Source organism: Phaeobacter gallaeciensis, assembly GCF_001678945.1.
Lineage (GTDB): Bacteria > Pseudomonadota > Alphaproteobacteria > Rhodobacterales > Rhodobacteraceae > Phycobacter > Phycobacter gallaeciensis_A.
The window spans coordinates 3,785,737-3,811,620 of sequence record NZ_CP015124.1; the positions used below are offsets into that span (position 1 = coordinate 3,785,737).

Consider the following 25,884-nt stretch of genomic DNA (forward strand, 5'->3'; position numbering starts at 1 on the left):
AAAGTCCTGGGCGGGCGACAAGATTTGCGAAGGATAAAGATCAGAAATGAATGCGCCTTTTGCGACGATGCCAAATCGGAGCCGTGGCCGGTTGGTCGCCGAGGAAGAAAGCTACTTCCGCTCTCCCTTTCAACGGGACCGTGACCGCATCATCCACGCCAGCGCCTTTCGCAGGCTCAAGCACAAGACGCAGGTCTTTGTCGAACACGAAGGTGACAACTACCGCACCCGGCTGACCCATTCGATCGAGGTCGGGCAGGTGGCGCGGACGATTGCCGGGGCGCTGGGGCTCAATCAAGAACTGACCGAGGCGGTCGCGCTGGCGCATGATCTGGGGCACACGCCCTTTGGCCATACGGGCGAGGATGCGCTGCATGCGTTGATGGCACCCTATGGCGGCTTTGATCACAACGCGCAGGCGATCCGCATCGTCACCAGCCTTGAACGCCACTATGCCAATTTCGACGGGCTGAACCTGACTTGGGAAACGCTGGAGGCCATCGCAAAGCATAATGGCCCGGTCACTGGCCCGCTGCCCTGGGCGCTGGCCGAATTCAACGACACCATGGATCTGGAGCTCAGCACCCACGCCAGCGCCGAAGCGCAGGTGGCGGCACTGGCCGATGATATCGCCTATAACAATCACGATTTGCACGACGGGTTGCGGGCAGAGTTGTTTAGCGATGCGGAAATCGCCGATCTGCCCATCGTCGGGTCGGCCTATCGCGAGGTGGACCTGCGCTATCCTGGGCTTGAGCTGAACCGGCGCCGACACGAGGCGCTGCGGCGCGTCTTTGGCGTGATGGTCGAAGATGTAATCGCGACCTCTCGCGGCCTGTTGCAGAAGGCCGGGGTGCAAAGCGTCGAAGATGTGCGCGCGCTGGGCGCGCCGGTAGTGGCCTTTTCCGACGGGTTGTGGAGGGATCTGAAGGAGATCCGTGCGTTCCTGTTCCAGCGCATGTACCGGGCGCCGAAGGTCATGAAGAAACGCGCCGAGGTGGCGCAGGTGGTCGAAGCGTTGTTTCCCTATTTTCTGGCCAACCCCTATCAGATGCCGGAGCGCTGGCACGCCGAGATCCGCGCTGCGGACAGCCAGACCGTTCTTGCGCGTCTGGTGTCGGATTACATCGCGGGCATGACGGACCGGTTTGCGCTGCAGGAACATGACCGGCTGATCCTGGGGAAACCTGTGGCCTAGCGCAGTGGACTGGCGCGCATGAGGGCCGTTCGGGCGTTGCGGACCAGTTTGCGCTGCCCATTGGGGCATGACAGGCCTTGTGGCGGTCGCTGATGGTTGACCCCTGACGCAGGCGTGGGTATCCGCTAGATCAAACCAATAGGACGCCCGATATGAACCTCTTCAACGATATCCGCTCGCTTGTGATCGACAGCCTGAACGCGTTGACCGCCGACGGCACGCTGCCCGAGGGGCTTTCTTTCGACAACGTGGCGGTGGAGCCGCCCCGCGATCCGGCGCATGGGGATATGGCGACCAATGCAGCCATGGTGCTGGCAAAACCAGCCAAGAAAAAGCCGCGCGACATTGCCGAGGCACTGGCGGCACATCTGGCGCAGGATGATCGGATCACCTCTGCCGAAGTGGCTGGTCCGGGCTTTTTGAACCTGCGTCTTGCACCGTCCGTCTGGCAGGGTGTGCTGAGTTCCGTTCTGGCGGATGGCACGGCCTATGGGAAGTCCGAGCTGGGGCAGGGCAAACGGGTCAACGTGGAATATGTTTCCGCCAACCCGACCGGCCCGCTGCACGTGGGGCACACGCGCGGTGCGGTCTTCGGCGACGCGCTGGCCTCGCTGCTGGCCTATGCGGGTTATGACGTCACCCGCGAATATTATATCAACGATGGCGGCGGTCAGGTCGATGTGCTCGCCCGTTCCGTCTACCTGCGCTATCTTGAGGCGCACGGCCAGGAGGTCGCATTCGAGGATGGAACCTATCCCGGCGATTACCTGATCGAGGTCGGCCAGGCGCTGAAGGACAGGGTAGGCGACGCCTATGTCGGCAAAGGCGAAGACGTCTGGCTGCAGGAAGTGCGCAATTTCGCTACCGACGCGATGATGGATCTGATCCGCGAGGATCTGAAGCTGCTCGGCATCGAAATGGATGTCTTCTTCTCCGAGAAATCGCTTTATGGCACCGGCAAGATCGAAGCCGCGCTGGAAAGTCTTGATGCCAAGGGGCTCATCTACCAAGGCGTGCTGGAGCCGCCGAAAGGCAAGAAGCCGGAAGACTGGGAGCCGCGTGAGCAGACCCTCTTCAAATCCACCGAACACGGCGATGACGTGGATCGTCCGGTGAAGAAATCTGATGGCGCCTGGACCTATTTCGCCCCCGATATCGCCTATCACTATGACAAGGTGGAGCGTGGCTTTGACGAGTTGATCGACATCTTTGGCGCCGATCACGGCGGCTATGTGAAGCGCATGAAGGCTGCCGTGTCGGCTCTGTCCGATGGCAAGGTACCGCTGGATATCAAGCTGTGCCAATTGGTGAAGCTGTTCAAGGACGGTCAGGAATTCAAGATGTCCAAACGGGCAGGGACGTTCGTCACCCTGCGCGACGTGGTCGAGGCCGTGGGCCCTGATGTGACCCGCTTCATGCTGCTCACCCGCAAGAACGATCAGGGCTTTGACTTTGATCTCGACAAGGCGCTGGAGCAGTCCAAAGACAACCCGGTCTTCTACGTGCAATATGCCAATGCGCGGATCTGCTCGACCCTGCGCAAGGCGGAAGAGGCGGGAATCGCTTCTGATGATGCGGCCCTAGCCGATGCGGATCTGTCGCTGCTGGCCGCTCCGGCGCAACTGTCGGTGGCCCGCAAGCTGGCGGAATGGCCGCGCCTGGTGGAAATTGCTGCCCGCAGCAACGAGCCACACCGCGTAGCCTTCTACCTCTACGATCTGGCTTCGGATCTGCACGGCCTGTACCATCTCGGCAAAAGCGACAAAGGTTTACGATTTGTTAATGAGAGCAGCCAATCGGCAACACATGCCAATTTGGCACTTGCACGGGCCGTTTCCATTGTCATTTCCGCTGGTCTTGGTATTCTTGGCGTGACCCCGGCGGAAGAGATGCGATAAAAATACGCACAGACCGCCGGAACGAGGCAGTTCAAGAGACCCGAAAATGCGGCGCAGGTGATGTGGCGCATGAAACGGGCAGTGAGGCGGATAATGGCGTATTTTACGCAGGCGGGCACGCGCCCGGCCTATGACCAGAGCGGAGTCGCAGATGGCGATTCTGCCGGTGGTGTTCAGTATCAGCGACAGCAGCAGTTCGGTGCCTATGACCCGTCGGTCCAGCCGCAGGCACAGCAGAGTTTTGTTCCACCCCAAGCCACCGCAGCCCCTGCCGCGTCCTATGCACCGCAGGGTTTTGGTGGCTTTGATCCGGCGCAGGCCGATGGGACCGGCTATGAGGCGGATGCCTATATGGCCGATGATTACGGCTACGCCGAGGATGCTGCGCCTGCCGGGCGGGCAGGATTTGGCCGGATGGCCGGAATGCTCGGTGCGGTCGCTTCGCTGGCGCTGGTCGTCGGGATCGGTGTCTGGGGCTACAAGCTGGTGATGCGCGATGTCAGCGGCGTGCCTGTGGTGCGCGCGGTCGAAGGGCCGATGCGCGTGCAGCCGGAAAACCCCGGTGGCCGTCCGGCAGACCATCAGGGGCTGGCAGTGAACGCCGTGGCCGCAACCGGCACTGCCGAGGATCCAGCCGAGCGTCTGGTGCTGGCGCCGCAACCCATTGAGCTGACTGAGGACGACCGGCCGATGTCGGAACTGGCGCAGCAGGCCGAACAGAACCGCGCCGACCGCGAGGCGCCCGCTGTTTCGGATCAGTCTCTGGCCGCCTATCAAAGCGGTGACATTAACGCCCTAGTGGCTGAACTTACCGATGGGGTAACGCCTCTTGGTGCAGAGACATCGGATGCAGCGCCGGAGCAAGTTTCCAATGCCTCTGTCGCGGCCCCCGAGATCGTACAGCCGCAGCCCCTGAAACCGGTTGAAATCGCCGCTGTTTCATCCGCGCCGCAACCCTCTGCCGCGCTGTTGAAGGCCCCGGGCGTCAAGGTTTCGCTGCGCCCGAACCTGCGGCCTGCGCGGTTCACCCCCGCAGCTGCCCCGGCCGCAACTCCCAGCTCTGCTGTCGCGATCGAGGTTTCTGCCGACAGCCTGCCCGCAGGTACGCGGCTGGCGCAGCTTGGCGCTTATGAAAGTGCTGAGGTCGCCCGCTCGGAGTGGGACCGGATCTATGCGCAGTTCGACGACTACCTTGCCGACAAGAAACGGGTGATCCAGCGCGCCGAAAGCGGTGGCCGCACCTTCTACCGTCTGCGGGCCATGGGCTTTGACGGGCTGTCCGATGCCCGCCGGTTCTGCTCTGCACTGGTGGCAGGCAATGCCGACTGCATCCCCGTGACCACCCGATGACAGGATTTGGCGCGACTATTCTGGATGCAGAGGGGCTGCGCCTCACCCAGAATGAAAAGGCCCTGTTCCGCGATGCGGATCCTTTTGGCTTTATCCTGTTTGCCCGCAATATCAGCTCTGCAGATCAGGTCCGTGCCCTCTGCGGAGAGCTCCGCGATTCCGTGGGCCGCGATTGCCTGATCACCATTGATCAGGAAGGCGGCCGGGTGCAGCGCCTGCGCCCGCCACTGGGGCGCGACTGGCTGCCGCCGATGGAACACGCGGTTCAGGCTGGTGACGGCGCCGAACGGGCCATGTATCTGCGCTATCGCCTGATTGCGCATGAGTTGCACGCGCTTGGCATCGACAGCAACTGCGCCCCGATTGCAGATATCGCCTCTGCCGACACTCACCCGTTTCTGCGCAATCGCTGCTATGGTGAGGCTTTGCCAGATGTGACCGTACTGGCTCGCGCGGTGGCCGAGGCGCATCTTGATGGCGGCGTGGTGCCGGTTCTGAAACATATTCCCGGCCATGGCCGCGCGGTGGCGGACAGCCATCTGGACCTTCCGCATGTGGCTGCACCCGCTGCCGATTTGGAGGCAACGGATTTCGCGGCCTTCCGGGCGCTGAATGACCTCCCGATGGCAATGACGGCGCATATCGTCTTTGACGCGCTTGATCCGCGCCCCGCGACCCTGTCGCCCCCGATGATGGAGCGGATCCGCAAGGGCATAGGCTTTGACGGGCTGATCATGACCGACGATATCTCGATGAAGGCCCTGCAGGGGGCACCGGCAGATATCGCCGGGCAGTCCCGCGCGGCGGGCTGCGATATCGTTCTGCTGTGCAATGCCGATCTTGCCGTGCGTACGCAGGTGGCAGAGGCTGCCGGAACCCTGGATGAGGTGGGGCAAAACCGCGCCCTGCGGGCCATCGCGGCGCGTAAAACCCCCGCTGCGCTTGACATAGAGGCTGCCGAGGCCGAACTTGCTGCCCTGATGGGCGGAAAGGTTTATGTCTGAAGAGTCACTTTTTCCGGAAGAGATTCAGCCCTCGGTCGAGGATCGGCTGGCGGCTGAGGCGCTGATTGTCGATGTCGACGGCTATGAGGGGCCGCTCGACCTGTTGTTGACGCTGTCGCGTACCCAGAAGGTGGATCTGCGGCGTATTTCGGTTCTGGAGCTTGCCCGGCAATATCTTAGTTTCGTGGAGCGTGCCAAGGAGCTGCGGATCGAACTGGCCGCTGATTACCTGGTGATGGCGGCCTGGCTGGCCTTCCTGAAATCGCGGCTGTTGCTCCCCCCCGACCCCGAAGAAGAAGGCCCCTCGGGCGAGGAACTGGCGGCGCATCTGGCGTTCCAGCTGGAGCGGCTTCAGGCCATGCGCGATGCGGCGGCGCGGCTGATGGGGCGTGACCAGTTGGGGCGGGATTTCTTTTCCCGTGGGCAAAGCGAAACGGTCGAACGTATCCGCACCGTGACCTATAGCGCCAACCTTCTCGACCTGATGCAGGGCTATGCCAGGATCCGCACCCGCGACGATTTTCGCCCCTTTGTGATGGACCGGGATTCGGTCTTCACCATGGAGGAGGCGTTGGAGCGGATGCGCGGTCTCATTGGTTTTACCGGCAGCTGGACCGATATGCTGAGCTACCTGCCGGATGGCTGGCACAGTGATCCCGTGAAACGGCGCTCGGCCACGGCGGCGACCTTTGCCGCCTCCCTGCAGCTGGTCAAGGAAGGCCAGCTGGAAATCCGCCAGAACGAGACCTTTGCGCCGATTCAGTTGCGCCACCTGAACGGGAATACCTGATGGAAGATTTCAGCAACCAGGCGCCGGACAAGGCGCAGCAGGAGTCGGACAGCCTGTTCGATGCCCCGCCCATGGCCGAGCAGGAGCGCATGGTCGAGGCGGTGCTGTTCGCCAGTACCGAGCCTGTCACCCTCCGTGATCTGGAGGCCCGCATGCCGCATGGCTGCAACCCGGGGGAGGCGCTGGAATACCTGCGCAAACGCTACGAGGGGCGCGGTGTCAGGGTGGTGCGCGTGGGCGATGCCTGGGCAATCCGCACGGCGCCGGACCTTGGCTTCCTGATGCAGAAGGAAATCGTCGAGACCCGCAAGCTGAGCCGCGCTGCAATCGAAACCCTGGCTATCATCGCCTATCATCAGCCGGTGACGCGGGCCGAGATCGAAGAGATCCGCGGCGTATCGGTGTCCCGGGGTACCATTGATCAGCTTCTGGAAATGGAGTGGATCCGCCTTGGTCGCCGCCGTATGACGCCGGGCCGCCCGGTGACATTCGTGGTGACACCGGTGTTCCTGGATCACTTTGGTTTGGAAAGCGCCCGTGACCTGCCGGGGTTGAAGGAACTGCGCTCTGCCGGGCTGCTGGAAAGCCGCCCGCCGCCGGGCAGCTTCCCGACGGGGCAGGGTGGTGACGACGGGGACGAGGATCCCGAGGAGCAGCCAGAGCTGTTCGAAAGCTGACGATTTCGTGTGCGGGGGCAGCCTGCCAAGAAATCGTCCCATTCCGATGTCACAATGACATTTGAACGGAACCGGAGCCTATTGATGAACGTCGAATCCATTCTCAACATGATCATGCGCCGCCTTGTCGGGCGGGCCGTTAACTCCGGCGTGGATGCGGGGCTCAATGCGCTGTCGGGGCGCAGTGGAAAACGCGGGCGGGGCGGGCAGGCGGAAAACCGACCCGAGACACCGGCAGAGGCGGAAGAACGCGCTGAACGCGAAAGGATCCGCGAGATGCGGCAGGAGCGGCGTGCGCGGCGCGCCCAGCGGGACAACCGCTGAGCTTTTCCGCCTGGGGGCGCTTCCGGCGTCAGCTGGATTGTGGCTGTTTGAAGTGCTTGGACAGTTTCAGTCCCTGTCCCTGATAGTTGGAGGCTATGCCCGCGCCATAAAGCTGCTGAGGCACCTCAGCCATACGTTCATAAACCAATCGACCGACGACTTGCCCGTGTTCCAGCACGAAAGGCGCTTCGTGGCAGCGCACCTCAAGCACGCCACGCGATCCAGCTCCGCCCACTGAAGCGTGACCGAAGCCGGGATCGAAAAAGCCCGCGTAATGCACCCGAAATTCCCCGACCATGGCCAGATATGGCGCCATTTCGGCGGCATAGGCCGGCGGGATATGCACGGCCTCGCGGCTGACAAGGATGTAAAAGGCGCCGGGATCCAGAATGATGCGGCCCTTGGTGGTGCGCACCTCTTCCCAGTAATCCTGCGGATCGTATTCGCCGATCCGGTCCAGATCGATCACCCCGGTATGCGGTTTGGCCCGGTAGCCCACTAGATCGGTACCTGGCAGTTGCAGGTCCACGGAAAAGCCCAAGCCATCCTCGATCACCGCCTCACCATCCACCAGCGGGCTTTCTGCGTGCAGCGCGCTGAGTTCCTGATCGCTCAGCACCGCCTGACCGGTGCGGAACCGGATCTGATTGAGCCGCATGCCGGGGCGCACCAGCACGGAGAAGGAACGCGGGCATATCTCGGCATAAAGCGGCCCGGTGTAACCCGGCTTGATGCGGTCGAATTCCTCGCCGCCATCGGTAATGGTGCGCGTGAGCAGGTCCAGCCGCCCGGTTGAGCTTTTGGCATTGGCCACGGCGGAGACGTCATGCGGCAGGGCCAACCCTTCGAGGAGCGGCACCACGTAGACGCAGCCCTTTTCCAGAACAGCACCGCCATCCAGATCAATGCGGTGCATTTCAAATTCAGAGAGGCGATCAGCGACCGTGTTGCCGTGTCCAGAGAGGAAGGAGGCGCGCACGCGGTAGGCCACGTGACCCAGCCGGAGGTCCAGACTTGCAGGCTGGATTTGCCCGTCGATCAAAGGCTCGGACAGGGTGATCTCGCCCTGCTGCAGCATGGTTTCCAGTGTCTGGCTGGGTAAAACGCCTGTCATTGTCTTTCTCCCGTCTGGCCGGGCATCCGCCCGGTCGGGCTGCTGTTCAAGACGACCCAGATGATGGTCCCGATCTGTAACCCCAGGCTACACATACACAAAACGCCTGGGTGCGCAAACACCCAGGCGTTTCGTATGGTCGGGCTAGCAGGACTCGAACCTGCGACCTTCCGTCCCCCAGACGGACGCGCTACCAGGCTGCGCCATAGCCCGTTGAAGCGCTTTCTACCGTTTTTCCCGGCGGGGGCAAGAGGCATTGCCAAGTTTTTCCGCTGCTTTGGAAAATTAATGTGCTTCCAGCCATTGGCGCAGCTCGGCGGCGCATTCGGCAACTTCGGCGCGCACTTCGGGCCGCAGTTCCGTTGTCTGCGACAACAGGGCCAGAACACCGGGACGCAGGCTGACCTGGGCGGCCAGATTTTCGTCGGGCACGGAAATGATTCGCGGCTTGGATTCCTCCATCGGGAGATCCCCGGTCGGGGGGAAGCCTGCTTCGGGCGCATCGGTTGCCGCGTCCTGCTCCGCATCGTCCGGCAGGCCTGGAGGGGCAAATCCTTCCCGCGGTGCATCTGCATCCATGGCATCCTGCAGGGCTGCATCTGCGTCGGATTCGGCCAGTTCCTCGCCCAGTTGCTCTGAGAGTTCCTCAGGCAGGATGGCTTCGACAGGGGCTTGCTCGGATGCGGGTTCAGGCTCGTCATGCTCCGTAGCCATAGCCTCAGTCGGCGCTTCCTCGGCCATCAGGTCGGCGTGGGCATCGCCCAATTCGGCGGGCTCGCTCTCACCCAATGGCGTGGGAGCGTCGAGGTGGCTGGTGAGCGGCACAGCAGGGTCAATCAGCGCGGTTGGCGGCTCGGTCTCGTCCGGTGCGAAGCCGACCTCGAAGCCAGGCTCCGCCTGATCTTCGGTTGGCACAAGCGCTTCTGCATCCGGATTCGGCGCCGACTGGACCTCGCTGTCGGTGTCATCCGTGGTGCTGTCCGACTCGCCTGCGAAGGGGGCCGGTTCGGCTGTTGCCTCCGGCGCGGCGGTTTCCTCGATCACCGGGTCTGCCTCGCATTCCGGGGCAGGGGCGTCGTGGCCGCCAAGGTCCATCATGATCTGTGCAGGTTCCGGCTCTGTGGAGACGGGCTGCACCTCGTCGAAAGGCAGGCTTTCTTCGCCGCTCAGGTCGTCTTGTGGCGGGGGAAGCTCTTCCGACAGGTCAGAGGCAATAGGTTGATCCGCCGATGTGTCGGGCTCCGCATTGGGGGCCTCGGACAGGGCATCGTCGGCCTCCGCCTGCACCAGTGGCGCCTCATCCTGATCCAGCTCCGAGATGGTCTCTGGAATGCTCTCAGCTTGCGATGCACTGGGCTGGGCGCCCGCCTGGCTTTCGTCAGCGACCTCGGCAAAGGGATCAAATTGTTCCTGTTCGAAAAACGGCAGATGGCTGGCGGGGCGCGGCGAGTCTTCTTCCGCTCCTGCGCTTTCGCTCGTGATCTCGGGGGCGCCCTCGACGCTGGGTCCTGGCGTTGCGCCAGCGCCGGGATGCGCTGCGGCAGATTCTGTGGCTGCATTGCTCTGGGCGAACCCACCGCCGGATCCGGTTCCGTCCGGTTCTCCGGGGGAGGCCGTATCAAGGCTATGGGACATCTCGGAGACATGGGTAATGCCAAGGTCGCGCAGAATTGCCTGAACTTCCTTGATGGACATGCCATCGTCATGCAGCAGTTTGCGAATGCCACCCAGGAGCAGCATGTCCGCAGGGCGATAGTATCTGCGCCCACCGGCTCGCTTGACCGGTTTTACCTGGGTGAATTTGCTTTCCCAGAAGCGCAGGACATGCGCTTGCACCCCCAGCCATTCCGCCACTTCGCTGATGGTGCGGAAGGCGTCTGGTGATTTGGACATGGGTATTGATTCCGTTGGTTCTGGACCGGTCGGGGCAGCCGTCTTCAGCTGCGGTTGCCGTCAGCGACTCGGTCTTTCATCAGATGGGAGGGCCGGAAGGTCAGCACACGACGTGGCTGAATCGGAACCTCTTCACCGGTTTTGGGATTGCGCCCCACACGTGCCGTCTTGTCCCGGACGCTAAAGGTGCCGAAAGAAGAGATTTTCACCTGCTCCCCGCGGACAAGGGCGTCTGACATGTGCTGCAGCATGCTTTCAACCAGTTGCGCGCTTTCGTTGCGGGAGAGGCCAACCTCGCGGAAAACGGCCTCGCTCAGATCCATTCGCGTCAGAGTTTTTTCGCTCATACCAGTCCCCGTTGTTTGCTCAAGCATAGGGGGTGGGGAATTTCACTGTCAATATCAATGAATTGCGTGCTGCGAGATTGCGCTGGCCCGTGCTACCAGCGCAGCACGACCGCGCCCCAGGCCAATCCGCCGCCGATCGCCTCGGTGACGATCAGGTCGCCGGGCTTGATCTGGCCGCGTTCCTTGCCGACCGACAGGGCCAGTGGAATCGACGCAGCAGAGGTGTTGCCGTGGTCCTGAACGGTCACCACAACGTTATCGAGGCTGAGGCCCATCTTCTTGGCGGTGCCCTGAATGATGCGGATATTGGCCTGATGCGGCACGATCCAGTCCACGTCTTCGGCGCCAAGGCCCGCGCGTTCCAGAGCTGTGGTTGCGGTCTTGGCCAGTTTCTCCACGGCATGGCGGAAAACCTGGTTGCCCTGCATGCGCAGATGGCCGGTCGATTGGGTGGAAACACCGCCGTCTACATAAAGCAAATCCTTGTAGCGCCCGTCCGAATTCAGATCGGTGGCCAGAATCCCGCGGTCATCGCTGGTGCCCGCGCCGGTCTGTGCCTCCAGAATCAGCGCGCCGGCGCCATCACCGAAGAGCACGCAGGTCGACCGGTCGGTCCAGTCCATGATGCGAGAGAAGGTTTCGGCGCCAATCACCATAACCCGGTCAGCCTGACCGGAGGCGATCAATGCGTTTGCGTTGCAGAGCGCATAGACGAAGCCGGCGCAGACCGCCTGCACGTCAAAGGCAAAGCCGCGGGTCATTTCCAGCTGCGCCTGCACCATGGTGGCCGCCGAAGGGAAGGTCAGGTCGGCAGTCGAGGTGGCCACGATGATCGCGTCGATATCGTCAGCCACAAGACCGGCATCGGAGAGCGCGGCCTTGGCCGCTGCGGTTGCCATCGAGGAGGTGGTTTCGCCCTCTTCGGCGAAATGGCGGCGTTCAATCCCGGAGCGGGAGCGAATCCATTCGTCCGTGGTGTCCAGGGTGGCTTCGAATTCCGCGTTTTCGACCACGCGTTTAGGGAGATAATGGCCGGTGCCTACAACTACTGCACGTCGCGTCATTCTGTGACTGCCTTCTTGGTCTTATTTTGTTGAGATCCGGTCGTCGTCGTCGGAGCCTGCGGCATCTTGGGTAAGCTCAACGGCGGATGCAACCCGCGCGGCCAGTTTTTCGGCAAAACCCTGCTCGGCCAGACGGAAGGCCAGTTTCACCGCGGCCGATACCCCGGTGGCATCGGCGCCGCCGTGGGATTTTACCACGGTGCCGTTTAGGCCCAGAAACACGCCACCATTGGCGCGCCGCGGATCGATCCGTTTTGCCAGCCGCGACAGAGAGGTATAGGCCAGCAGCGCCGCGATCTTGGACAGGAAGGAATATTCAAAGGCCTCGCGCAGGGCCGAGCGGACCAGGCTGGCGGTGCCTTCACCGGTCTTGATCGCGACGTTTCCGGTAAAGCCGTCGGTGACGATGACATCTGCCACATTGCCGGGGATATCGCTGCCTTCGACAAAGCCGACAAATTCATAATCGGCGATCCCGGCATTTTCGGCGATCAATGCGTGGGCTTCTTTCAGCTCGGCGCGGCCCTTGTGTTCCTCGGTGCCGACGTTGAGCAGGCCAACCCGGGGGCGGGCAATGTCCATGGAATTACGAGTATAGGAGGTGCCCATCAGCGCGTATTGCAGCAGATCCTGCGCGTCGGCGCGCACATCGGCGCCCACATCCAGCATCACGTTAAACCCCTGCGGGTTCCGTGATGGCCAGAGAATCGCAATCGCGGGGCGGTTGACGCCCGGCACCTTGCGCAGGCGCAGCATACTGAGCGCCATCAGCGCGCCGGTATTGCCGCAAGAGACGACCCCGGCGGCTTCGCCGTTCTTCACGGCGTCCAATGCGGACCACATCGAGGTGCCCTTGCCATTGCGCATGACCTGGCTGGGCTTGTCGTCCATGGTGACAACGCTGTCGACATGACGAATAACGACGCGATCCGCCAGGATGCGCCGTTTGGCAACCAAGGGTGCCAATTCGTCTTCGGGGCCATGTAGAATGAATCCGATATTCGGGTTCTTCTCGGCGGATTTCGCGATACCGGCCACCACTACGGCAGGGCCGGCATCTCCGCCCATGGCATCGACAGAAATCACAATTTTACCAGTCTGCGCTTTGGATTGATCGGGTTTGCCCGTCATAGGTAAAGCCTGCCTGGCGTTATGTGATCAAAGGAGGGCTTACGCCGCGTCCTCATCCATGTCGATTTCGTCGTTCGCTGCAACGATTTCTTTATCGTCGTAGTGGCCGCAGGACGGGCACACGTGGTGCGGACGCTTCAGTTCGCCGCAGCTGGAGCATTCGTTCGGGTTTGCAGCAACCAGGGCATCGTGCGCGCGACGGTTGTTGCGGCGCGATTTGGATACTTTGTTCTGTTGGACGGCCATGTCTCAACCTTTGTCTGCTTGGCGCCTTGGGGCCATCCCCGCCGCGCGATTTCATTGTTTTGTCGTGATCGGTGTGACGTGCGTGTAGGCCGCAGCCTCTCCGATGTCCAACCAAAAATTCCGATGAGCGCGCGAAAATACTGCGAATCCTCTGCGGCGCAAGCGGTTTTTTAGGGCAGGCGGGGCGTCAGTACCAGCAGGAAGTTCACCATACGGTATTTTTCCGCCTCATTTACCGTCAGTCGTCGCCTTTCAACTGTTCCTTGAGAGCCGAAAGGGCGGCAAAGGGGCGGGTGTCTTCGTCGCGCATGGGTTTAACACCCGGTTCAGCGAACACTGCTTCGCCCAGTTCCTGACCTTCTTTGCGCGGGTAAGCGGGAATCGCCAGGGTCAGTGCCTCAATCATTACTTCATAGGGATCGATGCTGCTGCCCAGCGGTTCGATGGTTTCATCCTCGGTCATTTCTGCTTCGGCGTCTTCCGGCTCCTCGTAGGATGCCATGTACTGTCGCCGCACTTTCTGGTCGATCCGGGTGGTGACCGGATCCAGCGTGACCACGCAGTCCTGCACCACGGTGGCGCCCAGGGTGCCGGTCAGCACCCAGTCCCGGCGCCCGCTGGCGCGGATCTCGCCTTCGAACCGCAGCTTGCGCAGGCTGTTGACCTCCAGATCCCGCGCCAAGTCAGCCAGGGCTTCGGCATCGGGGCGGATATCAAAGGGCGTCGGGGCGTTCTGCGGCAGATCCGCGACCCGGAAAGCAGTGCTGTCAGCCATTTTGCAAACTTTCGTTTCTTGAACCAGAAGGCTGCATTAGGTAATCGGGATGGGCGGCGTAATCAAGCCGGGGTCGCGGCAGTCTTTCGGGGGGCATCATGGGTGCACAGTCTATCAAGCTGAAATCAGCGGCAAAGCTGGCGGCGACACTGCTGCTGTGCGGATCCTTGACCGCCTGCGCGGCCAGCTATCGCAAGCACGGCTATGTGCCATCCGAGGAAGATCTGGCAGAGGTGGTCGTCGGCGTGGACAGCCGAGACTCGGTTGCGGAGAGCATCGGTATTCCGTCGTCTTCCGGCGTGCTGAACGAAAGCGGCTACTACTATGTGTCCACCCGGATGCGCCATTATGGCGCTGCGGAGCCGAAGCCTGTGTCCCGCGAACTGGTTGCGGTCAACTTTGACACGCGCGGCGTCGTTAGCGGCATCCAGCGTTTCGGGCTTGAGGATGGCCGGGTGATCCCGCTGCAGCGCCGGGTCACATCCTCCAGCATCGAAGATAAGACCTTCCTGCGTCAGTTGATCGGCAACCTGGGCAACTTCTCCCCGGATGCAATCCTCGACCAGTAAGCAGGTATGGCCATGGGCTGCGGTATCTGTCGTGCGGTTGTGATCAGGGGATGCTAGTCTGACTGCGCCCTATGGAAACGCGGGTGGGGTGCCGGATGAGAGGTTTGGCGGCCACATGGGGGATCGGCAATGGCGCAGTCTGCAACGCTGCTGACGGAAACACTCCTCAGCAAAGGCCGTTATCTGGCCCGGTTCGCAGGGACAGATGCGGATCTTCACGCGGCGCAAGAGTTGCGCAGCCAATGCTTTGGTACTGTGAAGCCGGATCGTGATCCCTATGATTCCCGCTGCCGCCACATACTGATCGAAGAGCGGGACACCAGGGCACTGATTGGGTGTTTCCGGATGCTGACGCTGGAGAGCGGTCAGGACATTCCCCAAAGCTATGCAGCCCAATACTATGACCTGTCCCGGCTCAGTTCCTATGAGGGGCGCATGGCTGAGGTCGGGCGGTTCTGCATTCGGGAAGGCGCCGCGGATGCAGACATCCTGCGCATCGCCTGGGGGGCGATCACCGCCCTGGTGGACGCCGAAGATATCCGGATGCTGTTCGGGTGCAGTTCCTTCGCAGGTACGGAAGCTGCGCCCTATCTCGACACTTTTGCCCTCTTGAGGCAGCGCCATCTGGCGCCCGGCATGTGGCAGCCTGTGATCAAGGCGCCGCAGGTGGTGCGGTTTGACAGCCTCCCAGCGCGCGTGCCCGACCAGAAGGTGGCCCTGCGCCATATGCCGCCTTTGTTGCGGACCTATCTGTTGATGGGAGGCTGGGTCAGCGATCACGCGGTGGTGGATGAGGGCCTCAATACGCTGCATGTCTTTACCGGCGTCGATGTTGGTGCCATTCCGGAGACGCGCAAACGCCTGCTGCGCGCTGTAGCAGCCCCGGTGTAGCCGATTTCCACGGCTCCCAGCCGTGGTCGGCGTTGACGGCGCGCGCGGGCCGGTTTAGCTGGCTTTCATGGCACGAATTCCTCTTTTGCAGATGTCCGGCATATCGCTCACCTTTGGTGGCGATCCGGTGTTTTCCGATCTCGACCTCGTGGTGCAACCCGGTGACCGGGTTGCCCTTGTGGGCCGCAACGGCTCGGGTAAATCCACCCTGATGAAGGTGATGGCGGGTCTCGTCGAACCGGATCAGGGCAGCATCGTGGTGCCGCCAGGTAAATCGGTGGGCTATATGGAGCAGGACCCGCAGATGACCGGGTTTGCGACGCTTGGTGATTTCGCCGCCAGCGCCCTGGAGCCGGGCGAGATGTACCGGGTGGAGCGCGCAGGCGAGGGGCTGAAGTTTGATCCTGCGCGCCCGGTCGAGACTGCCTCGGGCGGGGAACGGCGCCGCGCGGCCCTGGCCAAGCTGATGGCTGAAGCGCCCGATCTGATGCTGCTGGATGAACCGACCAACCATCTGGACATCGAGGCGATCACCTGGCTCGAAGGGGAGTTGAAATCCACCCGCGCGGCCTACGTGCTGATCTCTCACGACCGGGCCTTCCTGCGCGCGCTGACCCGCGCCACCCTGTGGGTCGACCGGGGGCAAGTGCGGCGTCAGGAAAAGGGATTTGACGCCTTCGAGGCCTGGCGCGACAAGATCTGGGAAGAAGAAGACCAGCAGCGGCACAAGCTGAACCGTTTGATCAAGTCCGAAAGCCGCTGGGCCGTCGAAGGTATTTCGGCTCGGCGCAAACGCAACATGGGCCGGGTGCGGGCGCTGCAGGACCTGAAGGCCGAGCGCGCGTCGCAGATTAAACGCCAGGGCGCGGCCGAACTGGCGCTGGATGCCGGACCCAAGTCAGGCCGCAAGGTGATCGAAGCCGAGGGCCTTTCCAAGGCCTTTGATGATAAGACTATTGTCTCGAACTTCTCGCTGAAGGTGCAGCGCGGCGATCGCGTCGCCTTTGTGGGACCCAACGGCGCGGGCAAGACGACGCTGCTGAAGATGCTGCTTGGGCTGGAAGAGCCGGACGCGGGCAGCGTGACCCTTGGCACCAATCTGGAGATTGCCCTGTTCGATCAGACCCGCGATCAGCTCGATCCCGATGCCAGCCTCTGGGAAAACCTGACAACGGATCCGGCGCTGGGGATTTCCGGCAAGGCCGATCAGGTTATGGTGCGGGGACAGCCCAAACATGTGGTGGGCTACCTCAAGGAATTCCTGTTCGATGAACGGCAGGCGCGGGCGCCGGTGCGCTCCCTGTCAGGCGGGGAAAAGGCGCGGTTGTTGCTGGCCCGGCTGATGGCGCGGCAAAGCAACCTTGTGGTGCTGGACGAACCGACCAACGATCTTGATGTGGAAACGCTGGACCTGCTGCAGGAACTGCTCGACGCCTATGATGGCACCGTGCTGCTGGTCAGCCACGACCGGGATTTTCTGGACCGCGTTGCCACCACCACCATCGCCATGGAGGGCGACGGGCGCGCCACGGCTTATGCGGGCGGCTGGAGCGATTACCTGTCCCAACGCGCACCGAAAGAGGCGGAGGAAAAGGTCGAAAAGTCAAAACCTTCCAAGCCAAAGCCCAAACAGGAGGCGGCGCCGAAGGAAGGTCTCAGCTTCAAGGAAAAACACCGGCTTGAGGCCCTGCCGGATGAGATCGACCGGCTGGAGCAGGAGATCGCCAAGCTGGAACAGCTGATGGCAGATCCCGAGCTGTTCACCCGCGAGCCGGTGAAGTTCAAGAAAGCCACCGAAGCCCTTGTAGAGCGTCAGGAAAAACTGGCGGCTGCAGAGGAAGAGTGGCTGGAGCTGGAGGAAAAGGCGGGCGATGCCTGAGTGGATTTGTTTCGTGTGCGAAACATTGTCTAAAATCAGCATCTTATCGTTGACTGTTCATTTAGATATGCGGTAATTAGACTGCCGCAAGAAAAGGGGCGCCTGATACGGCGCCCCTTTAATATTTTCTGTTAGCGTATTGTTAACCCGCTATTTTCAACGCATGCGCAGGGCGCCATCGACGCGGATCACCTCGCCATTGAGGTAACCCATCTCGACGATGAAACCTGCAAGGCGGCCGTATTCCGCCGGATCGCCAAGGCGCGGCGGGTTCGGTACATCGGCGGCCAGCTGCTGTTGCACTTCTTCGGGCAGACCGGCCAGCATCGGGGTCATGAAGATGCCCGGTGCGATGGTCATCACCCGGATGCCCGAGGACGCCAGATCCCGCGCCATCGGCAGGCACATGCCGACGACACCGCCCTTGGAAGCGGAATAGGCAACCTGGCCTTTCTGGCCGTCAAAGGCCGCGATGGACGCAGTGTTAATGATCACGCCACGGGCGCCATCGGGCTCTGGGTCGTTCTTGGCGATCTCTACCGCCGCCAGCCGTGCCACGTTGAAGGTGCCGACGAGGTTGATGTCGATGGTGCGCTTGTAGGCATCCAGCGGATGCGCGCCGTCCTTGCCGACGGTCTTGATGCCATAGGCGATGCCGGCGCAGTTCACGCAGGCGGAGATCCGGCCCATCTTCTCGGCAGCAAAGGCAATCGCTGCGGCAACCGAGTCTTCGTCGGTGACGTCGGTCTGAACGAAGAAACCACCGATCTCGGCGGCGACTTTCTCGCCACGCTCGGCGTCGCGGTCAAGGATGGTGACCTTGGCACCGCCTTCTGCAAAATGGCGGGCAGTCGCCTCGCCAAGGCCGGATGCGCCGCCGGTGATTACCGCGCATGTCTGGTCAAGTTTCATGAGCAGGGGTCCTCCCAGTATCTGAACATGTGTTCAAATAAACATGGGGGATCAGATCTGTCCAGCGGTACCCGCCGTCATCATGCGCCGGTCCAGCCGCGCCAGTGGCGCCAGCAGGCGACCCATCGGCGGCCAGAAAATCCAGGTGCCACCAAGACCGTGCAGGTCGGCGCCGGTGCCAAGTTTGAACCGTGCGAGGCCAGGCGCGTCTTCGGTGTTGATAACGCCAAGATCCAGGCTCTTGCAGCCCTGGGCGGACAGCCAGCTCATCGCTTCCCACATCAGAAGGTTATGGGCCGACAGCTGTTTGCCGCGGTCGCTGCTGTGGGACAGGTGATAGGTGGCATGCTGTCCGTGGCGCAGCACCAGAATCGCCGCGACAGGTTCCTTGCCCTCGAAGGCCTGGAACAGTTTCGCCATGCCGGGATTGGCCTGCGCATAGGCCAGCGTCAGGCCGACGGGCCAGCTGCGATAGCCGCGTTCGGTTTGCTTTGCCTGATCGGCCGCAAACAGCCAGTGAGTCGGATCCACCGGCATGTTCTGCCGCGTCAGGCGCAGGGATTGCGATTCACCGTGTTTCAGCCGATTGCGCCATTTCTGATGCAGCGCGGCGCGGCGGGCGTCGGGGCAGGGCGCCAGCCCCAGCCGGGCGACGCTGGCGGGGCCCATCAGAGGCACCGCGCCGTGGCGGGCCAGCTCGGGTGTGGGGGTTTCCGGTGACAGGATCACCGGCGTGCGGCGCAGGCCTTCTTCCTGCAGCATTTCCAGCAGGCGCAGGGGTTTGTGCACCGTGGCGCGGTTGACCATGGCGACGTCGATGCGGCCCCAGAACCGTTGCCGCAGGACGGTGGTATTGTTCATCCGCTCCAGGACCAACGGATCCTGCCCGGTCGCCCGCAGCGCGCGCAGAAATTCTTCGGATTGGGGCAGGGTGTTGTGCCGTCCGGGCTGGATCGAGGTCTGGGCCGTTTCGGCAGGAATGAAATCAAACATGCCTATATGTTTACCGAGTGGAAACCTAATTCAGGGTTAATGGGGCGCATGAAAAAACAGTCCCAAGTTCTGGGCCGATGCGCCCCCAGCCCCCGGATCACCAAGACCGCAGCCCTTCTTGTGGCGACGGGCCTGTCGGTTCCGGTCTTCATCCTGCTGACGCTGGCGGAGTTTCTGTTCTTCTAGCCCTGCCGCCGGGTGCGGTGTGCTCTGCGCTCAATAACGGGGCACTCCCACTCCCGTGGGAGGAGAAGGGCCGACACGGCAGGCAAAGCAGCGCAGGCAGCAACAAAAAAGAGGCAGGAAGCCCTGCCTCTTTAACGTTCTTCATCACATAGCCAGTGGCGCTTAGTCCGCCAGCTGCACCAGCGCGTGGCGTTTCTTGCCCGCGCTCAGCTTGATCGGAGAGGCCAGTGCGCCCGCGTCGATCATCAGGCCTGCATCGCTCAGCGGGGCATCGTCGATGCGCGCGCCATTCTCGGAAATCAGCCGCTTGGCCTCCTTGCCGGATTTCGCGAGACCCGATTTCACGATCAACTGCACGATCGAGATCCCGTCACCCAGATCCGCAGGCGTCAGGGTCAAGGTCGGCAGGTCGTCCCCGACGCCACCCTTCTCGAACACCTCGCGCGCGGTGGCCTCGGCAGCGGCGGCCGCGTCGGCGCCGTGCAGTAGGGTGGTCACCTCATTGGCGAGGATCACCTTGGCCTCGTTGATCTCGGACCCGGCCAGCGCGCCCAGACGCTCGCATTCGTCCAGTGGCATCTCGGTGTAAAGCTTGAGGAACCGGCCTACGTCCGCATCGGTGGTGTTGCGCCAGAACTGCCAGAACTCATAAGGGGAGAGCATATCCGGGTTCAGCCAGACCGCGCCGTTCTGCGACTTGCCCATCTTCTTGCCGTCCGAAGTGGTCAGCAGCGGCGAGGTCAGACCGTAGATCTCGTGATCCAGCACCCGGCGGGTCAGGTCGATACCGTTGACGATATTGCCCCATTGGTCCGATCCGCCCATCTGCAGGATGCAGCCATAGCGGCGGTTCAGTTCCAAAAAGTCATAGGCCTGCAGGATCATGTAGTTGAATTCGAGGAAGCTGAGCGATTGTTCCCGGTCCAGCCGCGATTTCACGCTTTCAAAGGACAGCATCCGGTTGACCGAGAAATGCCGCCCGATGTCGCGCAGGAACTCAAGGTAGTTGAGATCGCTTAGCCATTCGTCGTTGTTGATCATCATGGCGCCATTCGGGCCGTCGCCAAAATCGACATAGGCCGAAAACACCTTTTTGATTCCGGCGATATTGTCGTCGATCTGTTCGGGCGTCAGCAACGGGCGTTCATCGGCACGGAAGGAGGGATCGCCCACCTTCGTGGTGCCGCCGCCCATCAGGGTGATCGGCTTGTGGCCGGTCTTTTGCAGCCAGCGCAGCATCATGATCTGGATCAGCGATCCCACGTGCAGCGATTTCGCTGTGGCGTCAAAGCCGATATAGCCGGACTGGCCAGGGGTCATCAACGCCTCGTCCAGACCTTGATAGTCCGTACAGTCGGCGAGAAACCCGCGCTCCATCATCACGGTGATGAAATCCGATTTGGGATGATAGGTCATGGCATGCCTCGGCTTGTCTATTGCGACGTGGTGTATAAAACGCAAAAGGGGCACATGGAACCTGCTTTTGCGCAGAAAATCCATGCGCGTTGGGCAGTCTGCAGGCAGGCGGGCCCGGTTGATCTGGCTGAAGGGCAGGGAAATGACACGAGCGATTGCAAAAACCGGTAGGGTGATCGCGCTTGGCGCCATGAGTGGCACCTCGCTGGATGGCGTTGATGCGGCGCTGGTCGAGACCGACGGAGAGCGGATCTTTGCTTTTGGTGACAGTGGTTACCGTCCCTATAGCGAGGCGGAGCGCGCGGTGCTGCGCGCGGGGCTCGGCCATTGGTCGGGGCCAGAGGTTGAGGCCGCAGGCGTTCTGACCGATCAGGTCCATGCCGAGCTTTTGTCCGGGTTTCCCGCCGCGCAGATTGTCGGATTTCACGGTCAGACCCTGGCCCATGCGCCGCGGCGGCAGGGTACGCTGCAGGTGGGCGATGGCGCGGCCCTGGCCGAGGCGTTGGGACGGCCCGTGATCTGGGACTTCCGCTCTGATGACGTGGCCCTTGGCGGTGAGGGCGCGCCGCTGGCGCCATTCTTTCACTTTGCCTGCGCCAAATACATCGGCGCGACGCGCCCGCTATGCTTTCTGAACCTCGGCGGGGTCGGCAATCTCACCTATGTGGACCCGCGGTTCGAGCGGCCCGAAGATCCCGGCGCGCTCTTGGCCTTTGACACCGGGCCAGCCAATGCGCCGCTCAACGACCTTCTGCAAGCGCGGCTGGGGTTGCCGTTTGACAAGGATGGCGCGATTGCCCGCAAGGGGCAGGTCGAAGAGGGCGCGCTGGAGCTGTTCCTGGCCGAGGGGTTCTTTGCAAAGATGCCGCCGAAGTCGCTGGATCGGAACGATTTTGCCGAAATGGTGGAGCTGGTGGGGGAGCTGAGCGATGCGGATGCCGCAGCGACGCTGACCGCCATGTGCGCCGCCGCCGTGGCGCAGGGGATGGAGCATTGCCCCGCGCCGCCCGAGATGGTGCTGGTCACTGGTGGCGGGCGGCAGAACCCGGTGCTGATGGAGATGCTGCGGGTCTCGCTCGATTGCCCGGTCAAACCGGTCGAGGACGTTGGCCTTGATGGCGACATGCTGGAGGCCCAGGCCTTTGCCCATCTGGCGGTGCGGGTGGCGCGGGGCATGCCGACCTCCTGTCCCGGCACCACTGGCGTGCGCGCCTGTGTCGGCGGTGGTGTGGTGAGCGTGCCGGGCGAGGGGTAGGTGGCCTTCATGTAGAACGAAGGGGCGGGCCTGACCCTGGGAGGGGGCGAATGCGCCCTCCCGTGGGGAGGGTCGGGCGCGACCCGGCCTTGCGGCCGTGTCAGAGGGGCGCGCCAAAGGGTTATGCGCGCGGAATATCAAATTCTGGCGCGGCCAGCTCAAAGCCTTCGAACTGGAACCCAGGTGATACGGTGCAACTGACCAGCGTATAGTCTCCGCTCGTGCGGGCAGCCTGCCAGTGGCCTGTGGGCACGATCAGCTGCGGCGCGCCCTTCGTCAGATCCGGGGTCAAAAGGTGATCTGTGGCGGGGCCTTCATCTGTTTCGGACAGCGACAGCACCAGCGGCGCGCCTGCGTGATACAGCCAGATCTCGGCCGCATCGACGCGGTGCCAGTGGCTGGCCTCACCCGCTTTGAGCAGAAAATAGATGCAAGTGCCGGTGGGGCGACCCTCGTTCTCGGCAACCCAGGTCTGCCGGTACCAGCCGCCCTCGGGGTGGGGTTCCAGTTTCAGCTGTTCGATGATCTGATCCGCCGTCATCCGCGCCTCTTTCCTGCTGTCTGTACCTGTTTGATCTGGCAATCCGTGGCTTGCCGCATATGTTTGGGCCATGACATTGCACATCCCCTTTGACAACACATACGCGCAGCTTGCGCCTCAGTTCTACAGCAAACAGGCGCCGGAACCGGTGTCCGCGCCCCGCCTGCTTGCCTTCAACAACGATCTGGCACAGCTCATGGGCATCACCCCGGGCGATCTGCCGGAGATGGCCGAGGTGTTCGGCGGCAACCGCATCCCCGAGGGGGCCGATCCGCTGGCGCAGCTTTATGCCGGGCATCAGTTCGGCAATTTCAATCCGCAGCTGGGGGATGGGCGCGCGATCCTTTTGGGCGAAACCATTGGCAGCGACGGCAAGCGCCGGGATATCCAGCTCAAAGGCTCAGGCCGTACCCCCTATTCGCGTCAAGGCGACGGGCGCGCGTGGCTGGGGCCTGTGTTGCGGGAATATGTGGTGTCCGAGGCGATGCATGCGCTTGGCATCCCCACCACCCGGGCGCTGGCTGCTGTGGAAACCGGCGATCCCGTCTGGCGCGAGGGTGCCAAGCCCGGCGCGGTGCTGACACGGGTGGCGGCAAGCCATCTGCGGGTGGGAACCTTCCAGATCTTTGCTGCGCGCGGTGATGTCGCGGCGCTGCAGCGGCTGACGCAATACGCCATTGATCGGCACTACCCGGATGCCCAGGGCCCCATGGGCCTGTTGCGCGCGGTGCGCGATGCGCAGGCGCGGCTGGTGGCGCAATGGATGTCGGTGGGCTTTATCCACGGCGTGATGAATACCGACAACTGCGCCATTTCGGGCGAGACGATCGATTACGGCCCCTGCGCCTTCATGGATACGTACAACCCTTCGCAGGTCTTCAGTTCGATCGACCGGATGGGGCGATATGCTTATGACAACCAGCCGGGAATAATCGTCTGGAACCTGGCGCAGCTGGCCACGGCGTTGATCCAGCAGCTGGACGATCCGCAGGCGGGTGTGGAGGAAGCCACCGAGATCGTGCATGCCATGCCGGGGGTGATCGAGCGCGAATGGCTCAGCCGCTTTGCCGCAAAGGTCGGCATCGCCAGGCCGCAAGAGGGCGATATGGCGCTGATCGAGGATCTGCTGGAGCGCATGGCGGCGGGTCAGGCGGATTTCACCAACGCCTTCCGGGCGCTAGCTGGTGAGAATGCCAGTGACCAGTTCCTTGACCCTGCGGCCTTTGACAGCTGGGCGATGGGCTGGCGGCAGCGGCTTGAGACAGAGGAAAACCCCGAGGCGCTGATGCGGCAGATCAACCCGGCCTTCATACCGCGCAACCACCGTATCGAAGAGATGATAGCGGCCGCGGTCGATGGCGACATGGCGCCGTTTGAACGGCTCAATCTGGTGCTGGCGCGCCCCTTTGAGGATCAGCCAGAGCACGCGGAGCTGAAAAACCCGCCGCGCCCTGAAGAGGTGGTCGCAGCAACCTTCTGCGGCACCTAAGGCAGAGAAGCAGGGGCCGCGCTCCCGCGCGGGCTCGGCCTCCTTGCGGAGGCGCTCTCCCCCTTGGGCCCGGCGCCGTGCTGCGCACGGCGCGCGCGCCATGGCGCGCCAGACCCAACGGGAGCGGATACATCTGTGATGCCTCCGCGACGGGCGGGAGAGCTTGCTTATCCGATTGTGGTGCGTTTGTCGGGGCGGTTGATCAGGAAGACGCCTGCCGCCACCAGCGCCAGTGCAAGCCAGACCTCATAAGATAGTCTCTCGCCAAGGATCAGCCAACCCATCACCACCGCCAGCACCGGCGACAGGAAGCTGAAGGAGGCAACCGACCCGGCCTTGTAGATGGTGAACAGCCAGAACCACAGCAGGTATCCGAGGCTGGCAATCGCAATGGCCTGAAACAGCACGCCTGCGATATGGATCGGCTCGGGTGCGCGCAGCAGCGGCCCGAAAAGCGGCGACAGCGCCAGCAACAGCACGGCCGAGACCGCCAGTTGGTAGACCAGCTGCGTCACCGCGGGCACCCGCGACAAGGGCGTTGCCCGCACGCAGAAGGCCAGCCCGGCCCAGCACAGCGTCGAGATCAGCGCCAGCACATCGCCCAGAACCGAAGCGCCGCTGGCATCCCGGTCCAGCACCGCCAGAACCACACCGCCCATCGCCAGCACCAGGCCAACAACGCGCAACCCGCTCAGTCGCTCTCCCGGCAGCCACAGATGCGCGGCCAGCGCCAGCCACACGGGCATCGAGTTGAAAATGATCGTCACCCGTGACACCGATGAGACATCCAGCGCCCAGAACAGGCAGATGAATTCACCAGTGAATAAGAGGCCCACCACGATGCCCCAGCCGTGAATGCCCGCTGGCATGCCGCCTTCGGGTCGCAGCCGGGAGCGGCGCAGCCAGACCCAGATGAGGATCACCGCCAGCGCGATGAGCGAGCGCAGCCCGGCCTGGAACACCGGGCCAAAGCCACCGTTGGCGATCTTGATAACAACCTGATTGAAGCCAAGAAGGGCGGCAAAGCCGGTCAGGGCAAGGGCGCCCGCGGCGTCCATGGATCTCTTTTCTGTCATGGGCGCATCAGCACCGGGAGGTAACGGACTGTCAAGCAAGACGTTTCGCCAAAATCGGCTGCAATCGTGCGCGCCTTGACGCAGGCAAGGCGATCTTGGCTTGCACCGGCTGTGCGGGCGATGAACACTGGCTGGGAAAGGAGCCCCCATGCCCGAGACCACCCTGCGTCTGGCCAGTTACAACATTCAGAAATGCGTTGGTCTGGATCTGCGCCGCCAGCCACGCCGTATCCTGAACGTGCTGGAGGACATGGGCGCGCGGATCGTGCTGTTGCAGGAGGCGGACAAGCGTCTGCCGCCCCGGCCCGCGGCGCTGCCGCATTTCGTTCTGAACGAGGCGGGTTGGCAGGATGTGGATCTGGGCGGTGCCGGATCGCTGGGCTGGCACGGCAATGCGGTGATCTGGAAGGGCCAGGGCATTTCCCTGCGCGACAAGGGCCACATCGACCTGCCAGGCCTGGAGCCGCGCGGCGCGGTCTGGGCGGCCTTTGACACCCCCATCGGCCCCTTGCGGGTGGTTGGCGCGCACCTGGGGCTCACCGGGCGGGCGCGGCGGGCGCAGGTGCGGCATCTGGCACAACACAGCGCGAAATGGACCGATATGCCGACGGTCTGGGGCGGTGATTTCAACGACTGGTCGCGCAGCTCGGTTCTGGACCGGCTGGCGCCAATGATGCGGTTCCTGCCGCCTGCACCTAGCTTTCCGGCGCTGCGACCGCTTGGCGCGCTGGACCGAATTGCCCATAGCACAGGTCTGGAGGTGGTGCGGGCTGGGGTGCATCAGGCGCAGCCAGCGCACATTGCCTCGGACCACCTGCCGGTCTGGGCGGATCTGCGGCGCGCCGGTTAGGCATCCGCCGCACAAA

General features: G+C 62.8%; 26 protein-coding genes and 1 tRNA gene. 14 read left to right on the forward strand and 13 right to left on the reverse strand.

Annotated elements, in window-relative coordinates; translation table 11 throughout:
* The first annotated feature begins 46 nt into the window (after positions 1-46).
* The 7 genes from JL2886_RS17895 to JL2886_RS17925 all read left to right on the forward strand — a co-directional run bounded on the left by JL2886_RS17895 (position 47) and on the right by JL2886_RS17925 (position 7,241).
* The gene (locus tag JL2886_RS17895; protein WP_065273235.1) at positions 47-1,198 is read left to right on the forward strand and encodes a deoxyguanosinetriphosphate triphosphohydrolase; all 1,152 of its coding nucleotides are present in this window, start codon (positions 47-49) and stop codon (positions 1,196-1,198) included.
* Positions 1,199-1,350: 152 nt separating this feature from the next.
* Positions 1,351-3,096, forward strand: a complete 1,746-nt coding sequence (argS, locus tag JL2886_RS17900) for an arginine--tRNA ligase (RefSeq protein WP_065273236.1) — start codon at positions 1,351-1,353, stop codon at positions 3,094-3,096.
* A gap of 93 nt (positions 3,097-3,189) precedes the next feature.
* On the forward strand, positions 3,190-4,446 hold the full coding sequence (locus JL2886_RS17905; RefSeq protein WP_065273237.1) for an SPOR domain-containing protein: 1,257 nt from the start codon (positions 3,190-3,192) through the stop codon (positions 4,444-4,446).
* The gene (gene nagZ, locus JL2886_RS17910) at positions 4,443-5,450 is read left to right on the forward strand and encodes a beta-N-acetylhexosaminidase (RefSeq protein WP_065273238.1); all 1,008 of its coding nucleotides are present in this window, start codon (positions 4,443-4,445) and stop codon (positions 5,448-5,450) included. The genes JL2886_RS17905 and nagZ overlap by 4 nt, the downstream gene beginning before the upstream one ends.
* Complete coding sequence (locus JL2886_RS17915) at positions 5,443-6,240, forward strand: segregation and condensation protein A (RefSeq protein WP_065273239.1); 798 nt, start codon at positions 5,443-5,445, stop codon at positions 6,238-6,240. Before nagZ ends, JL2886_RS17915 begins: the two co-directional genes overlap by 8 nt.
* A complete protein-coding gene (scpB, locus tag JL2886_RS17920; RefSeq protein ID WP_065273240.1) occupies positions 6,240-6,917 on the forward strand; it encodes an SMC-Scp complex subunit ScpB in 678 nt (225 codons plus the stop codon). Before JL2886_RS17915 ends, scpB begins: the two co-directional genes overlap by 1 nt.
* Before the next feature lie 84 nt (positions 6,918-7,001).
* Positions 7,002-7,241 carry a hypothetical protein gene (locus JL2886_RS17925; protein ID WP_065273241.1) on the forward strand — a complete coding sequence of 80 codons (240 nt, stop codon included), beginning with the start codon at positions 7,002-7,004 and terminating at the stop codon, positions 7,239-7,241.
* A gap of 28 nt (positions 7,242-7,269) precedes the next feature.
* Here the strand turns inward: JL2886_RS17925 and JL2886_RS17930 are convergent, their stop codons facing one another.
* From JL2886_RS17930 to JL2886_RS17965, 8 genes are all read right to left on the reverse strand, one after another.
* Positions 7,270-8,355 (reverse strand): 2'-deoxycytidine 5'-triphosphate deaminase, encoded by a 1,086-nt coding sequence (locus JL2886_RS17930; RefSeq protein WP_065273242.1) that lies wholly within the window; start codon positions 8,353-8,355, stop codon positions 7,270-7,272.
* A gap of 136 nt (positions 8,356-8,491) precedes the next feature.
* A tRNA-Pro gene (locus JL2886_RS17935) sits at positions 8,492-8,568 on the reverse strand.
* Between the two features lie 72 nt (positions 8,569-8,640).
* Positions 8,641-10,248: a MerR family transcriptional regulator gene (locus tag JL2886_RS19755; protein WP_082996124.1), complete on the reverse strand. Its 1,608-nt coding sequence runs from the start codon at positions 10,246-10,248 to the stop codon at positions 8,641-8,643.
* A 44-nt stretch (positions 10,249-10,292) separates the two neighbouring features.
* Complete coding sequence (gene ihfA / locus JL2886_RS17945; RefSeq protein WP_065273243.1) at positions 10,293-10,595, reverse strand: integration host factor subunit alpha; 303 nt, start codon at positions 10,593-10,595, stop codon at positions 10,293-10,295.
* 92 nt (positions 10,596-10,687) lie between these two features.
* Positions 10,688-11,659 (reverse strand): beta-ketoacyl-ACP synthase III, encoded by a 972-nt coding sequence (locus JL2886_RS17950; RefSeq protein WP_065273244.1) that lies wholly within the window; start codon positions 11,657-11,659, stop codon positions 10,688-10,690.
* Between the two features lie 21 nt (positions 11,660-11,680).
* A complete protein-coding gene (gene plsX, locus JL2886_RS17955; protein ID WP_065273245.1) occupies positions 11,681-12,790 on the reverse strand; it encodes a phosphate acyltransferase PlsX in 1,110 nt (369 codons plus the stop codon).
* A gap of 39 nt (positions 12,791-12,829) precedes the next feature.
* On the reverse strand, positions 12,830-13,036 hold the full coding sequence (gene rpmF, locus JL2886_RS17960) for a 50S ribosomal protein L32 (RefSeq protein ID WP_065273246.1): 207 nt from the start codon (positions 13,034-13,036) through the stop codon (positions 12,830-12,832).
* A 238-nt stretch (positions 13,037-13,274) separates the two neighbouring features.
* On the reverse strand, positions 13,275-13,811 hold the full coding sequence (locus JL2886_RS17965) for a YceD family protein (protein ID WP_065273247.1): 537 nt from the start codon (positions 13,809-13,811) through the stop codon (positions 13,275-13,277).
* A gap of 98 nt (positions 13,812-13,909) precedes the next feature.
* Here JL2886_RS17965 and JL2886_RS17970 point away from each other — a divergent pair, with 98 nt between their 5' ends.
* The 3 genes from JL2886_RS17970 (at position 13,910) to JL2886_RS17980 (ending at position 17,150) form a co-directional block, all read left to right on the forward strand.
* Positions 13,910-14,380 carry an outer membrane protein assembly factor BamE gene (locus tag JL2886_RS17970; protein ID WP_065273248.1) on the forward strand — a complete coding sequence of 157 codons (471 nt, stop codon included), beginning with the start codon at positions 13,910-13,912 and terminating at the stop codon, positions 14,378-14,380.
* 129 nt (positions 14,381-14,509) lie between these two features.
* Positions 14,510-15,271, forward strand: a complete 762-nt coding sequence (locus JL2886_RS17975) for a GNAT family N-acetyltransferase (RefSeq protein ID WP_065273249.1) — start codon at positions 14,510-14,512, stop codon at positions 15,269-15,271.
* Between the two features lie 91 nt (positions 15,272-15,362).
* The gene (locus tag JL2886_RS17980; protein WP_197492376.1) at positions 15,363-17,150 is read left to right on the forward strand and encodes an ABC-F family ATP-binding cassette domain-containing protein; all 1,788 of its coding nucleotides are present in this window, start codon (positions 15,363-15,365) and stop codon (positions 17,148-17,150) included.
* A 156-nt stretch (positions 17,151-17,306) separates the two neighbouring features.
* Here the strand turns inward: JL2886_RS17980 and JL2886_RS17985 are convergent, their stop codons facing one another.
* Positions 17,307-18,062 (reverse strand): SDR family NAD(P)-dependent oxidoreductase, encoded by a 756-nt coding sequence (locus JL2886_RS17985; RefSeq protein WP_065273251.1) that lies wholly within the window; start codon positions 18,060-18,062, stop codon positions 17,307-17,309.
* A 51-nt stretch (positions 18,063-18,113) separates the two neighbouring features.
* Positions 18,114-19,055, reverse strand: coding sequence for a GNAT family N-acetyltransferase (locus JL2886_RS17990; protein WP_065273252.1), 942 nt, complete (start codon positions 19,053-19,055; stop codon positions 18,114-18,116).
* Positions 19,056-19,103: 48 nt separating this feature from the next.
* Here JL2886_RS17990 and JL2886_RS19630 point away from each other — a divergent pair, with 48 nt between their 5' ends.
* Positions 19,104-19,241 carry a hypothetical protein gene (locus tag JL2886_RS19630; RefSeq protein WP_165832663.1) on the forward strand — a complete coding sequence of 46 codons (138 nt, stop codon included), beginning with the start codon at positions 19,104-19,106 and terminating at the stop codon, positions 19,239-19,241.
* 162 nt (positions 19,242-19,403) lie between these two features.
* Here the strand turns inward: JL2886_RS19630 and tyrS are convergent, their stop codons facing one another.
* The gene (gene tyrS, locus JL2886_RS17995; RefSeq protein ID WP_065273253.1) at positions 19,404-20,657 is read right to left on the reverse strand and encodes a tyrosine--tRNA ligase; all 1,254 of its coding nucleotides are present in this window, start codon (positions 20,655-20,657) and stop codon (positions 19,404-19,406) included.
* A 142-nt stretch (positions 20,658-20,799) separates the two neighbouring features.
* Between tyrS and JL2886_RS18000 the strand changes: the two genes are divergently transcribed.
* Entirely contained in the window at positions 20,800-21,912 is a 1,113-nt protein-coding gene (locus tag JL2886_RS18000) for an anhydro-N-acetylmuramic acid kinase (protein ID WP_065273810.1), read from the forward strand.
* A 121-nt stretch (positions 21,913-22,033) separates the two neighbouring features.
* Here JL2886_RS18000 and JL2886_RS18005 read toward each other — a convergent pair whose 3' ends face one another.
* On the reverse strand, positions 22,034-22,453 hold the full coding sequence (locus JL2886_RS18005) for a cupin domain-containing protein (protein WP_065273254.1): 420 nt from the start codon (positions 22,451-22,453) through the stop codon (positions 22,034-22,036).
* 70 nt (positions 22,454-22,523) lie between these two features.
* Here JL2886_RS18005 and JL2886_RS18010 point away from each other — a divergent pair, with 70 nt between their 5' ends.
* On the forward strand, positions 22,524-23,942 hold the full coding sequence (locus JL2886_RS18010) for a protein adenylyltransferase SelO (RefSeq protein WP_065273255.1): 1,419 nt from the start codon (positions 22,524-22,526) through the stop codon (positions 23,940-23,942).
* A 167-nt stretch (positions 23,943-24,109) separates the two neighbouring features.
* Here the strand turns inward: JL2886_RS18010 and JL2886_RS18015 are convergent, their stop codons facing one another.
* Positions 24,110-25,018 carry a DMT family transporter gene (locus tag JL2886_RS18015; RefSeq protein ID WP_065273256.1) on the reverse strand — a complete coding sequence of 303 codons (909 nt, stop codon included), beginning with the start codon at positions 25,016-25,018 and terminating at the stop codon, positions 24,110-24,112.
* A gap of 148 nt (positions 25,019-25,166) precedes the next feature.
* On the opposite strand from JL2886_RS18015, the gene JL2886_RS18020 reads away from it, so the two are divergent.
* Positions 25,167-25,868: an endonuclease/exonuclease/phosphatase family protein gene (locus JL2886_RS18020; RefSeq protein ID WP_065273257.1), complete on the forward strand. Its 702-nt coding sequence runs from the start codon at positions 25,167-25,169 to the stop codon at positions 25,866-25,868.
* Positions 25,869-25,884 lie beyond the last annotated feature (16 nt).

Excerpts from the sequence above, each read along its gene's own strand:
- JL2886_RS17895 (WP_065273235.1), top strand. The coding sequence starts at position 47 with ATGAATGCGCCTTTTGCGACGATGCCAAATCGGAGCCGTGGCCGGTTG.
- argS (WP_065273236.1), top strand. The coding sequence starts at position 1,351 with ATGAACCTCTTCAACGATATCCGCTCGCTTGTGATCGACAGCCTGAAC.
- JL2886_RS17905 (WP_065273237.1), top strand. The coding sequence starts at position 3,190 with ATGGCGTATTTTACGCAGGCGGGCACGCGCCCGGCCTATGACCAGAGC.
- nagZ (WP_065273238.1), top strand. The coding sequence starts at position 4,443 with ATGACAGGATTTGGCGCGACTATTCTGGATGCAGAGGGGCTGCGCCTC.
- JL2886_RS17915 (WP_065273239.1), top strand. The coding sequence starts at position 5,443 with ATGTCTGAAGAGTCACTTTTTCCGGAAGAGATTCAGCCCTCGGTCGAG.
- scpB (WP_065273240.1), top strand. The coding sequence starts at position 6,240 with ATGGAAGATTTCAGCAACCAGGCGCCGGACAAGGCGCAGCAGGAGTCG.
- JL2886_RS17925 (WP_065273241.1), top strand. The coding sequence starts at position 7,002 with ATGAACGTCGAATCCATTCTCAACATGATCATGCGCCGCCTTGTCGGG.
- JL2886_RS17930 (WP_065273242.1), bottom strand. The coding sequence starts at position 8,355 with ATGACAGGCGTTTTACCCAGCCAGACACTGGAAACCATGCTGCAGCAG.
- JL2886_RS19755 (WP_082996124.1), bottom strand. The coding sequence starts at position 10,248 with ATGTCCAAATCACCAGACGCCTTCCGCACCATCAGCGAAGTGGCGGAA.
- ihfA (WP_065273243.1), bottom strand. The coding sequence starts at position 10,595 with ATGAGCGAAAAAACTCTGACGCGAATGGATCTGAGCGAGGCCGTTTTC.
- JL2886_RS17950 (WP_065273244.1), bottom strand. The coding sequence starts at position 11,659 with ATGACGCGACGTGCAGTAGTTGTAGGCACCGGCCATTATCTCCCTAAA.
- plsX (WP_065273245.1), bottom strand. The coding sequence starts at position 12,790 with ATGACGGGCAAACCCGATCAATCCAAAGCGCAGACTGGTAAAATTGTG.
- rpmF (WP_065273246.1), bottom strand. The coding sequence starts at position 13,036 with ATGGCCGTCCAACAGAACAAAGTATCCAAATCGCGCCGCAACAACCGT.
- JL2886_RS17965 (WP_065273247.1), bottom strand. The coding sequence starts at position 13,811 with ATGGCTGACAGCACTGCTTTCCGGGTCGCGGATCTGCCGCAGAACGCC.
- JL2886_RS17970 (WP_065273248.1), top strand. The coding sequence starts at position 13,910 with ATGGGTGCACAGTCTATCAAGCTGAAATCAGCGGCAAAGCTGGCGGCG.
- JL2886_RS17975 (WP_065273249.1), top strand. The coding sequence starts at position 14,510 with ATGGCGCAGTCTGCAACGCTGCTGACGGAAACACTCCTCAGCAAAGGC.
- JL2886_RS17980 (WP_197492376.1), top strand. The coding sequence starts at position 15,363 with ATGTCCGGCATATCGCTCACCTTTGGTGGCGATCCGGTGTTTTCCGAT.
- JL2886_RS17985 (WP_065273251.1), bottom strand. The coding sequence starts at position 18,062 with ATGAAACTTGACCAGACATGCGCGGTAATCACCGGCGGCGCATCCGGC.
- JL2886_RS17990 (WP_065273252.1), bottom strand. The coding sequence starts at position 19,055 with ATGTTTGATTTCATTCCTGCCGAAACGGCCCAGACCTCGATCCAGCCC.
- JL2886_RS19630 (WP_165832663.1), top strand. The coding sequence starts at position 19,104 with ATGAAAAAACAGTCCCAAGTTCTGGGCCGATGCGCCCCCAGCCCCCGG.
- tyrS (WP_065273253.1), bottom strand. The coding sequence starts at position 20,657 with ATGACCTATCATCCCAAATCGGATTTCATCACCGTGATGATGGAGCGC.
- JL2886_RS18000 (WP_065273810.1), top strand. The coding sequence starts at position 20,800 with ATGACACGAGCGATTGCAAAAACCGGTAGGGTGATCGCGCTTGGCGCC.
- JL2886_RS18005 (WP_065273254.1), bottom strand. The coding sequence starts at position 22,453 with ATGACGGCGGATCAGATCATCGAACAGCTGAAACTGGAACCCCACCCC.
- JL2886_RS18010 (WP_065273255.1), top strand. The coding sequence starts at position 22,524 with ATGACATTGCACATCCCCTTTGACAACACATACGCGCAGCTTGCGCCT.
- JL2886_RS18015 (WP_065273256.1), bottom strand. The coding sequence starts at position 25,018 with ATGACAGAAAAGAGATCCATGGACGCCGCGGGCGCCCTTGCCCTGACC.
- JL2886_RS18020 (WP_065273257.1), top strand. The coding sequence starts at position 25,167 with ATGCCCGAGACCACCCTGCGTCTGGCCAGTTACAACATTCAGAAATGC.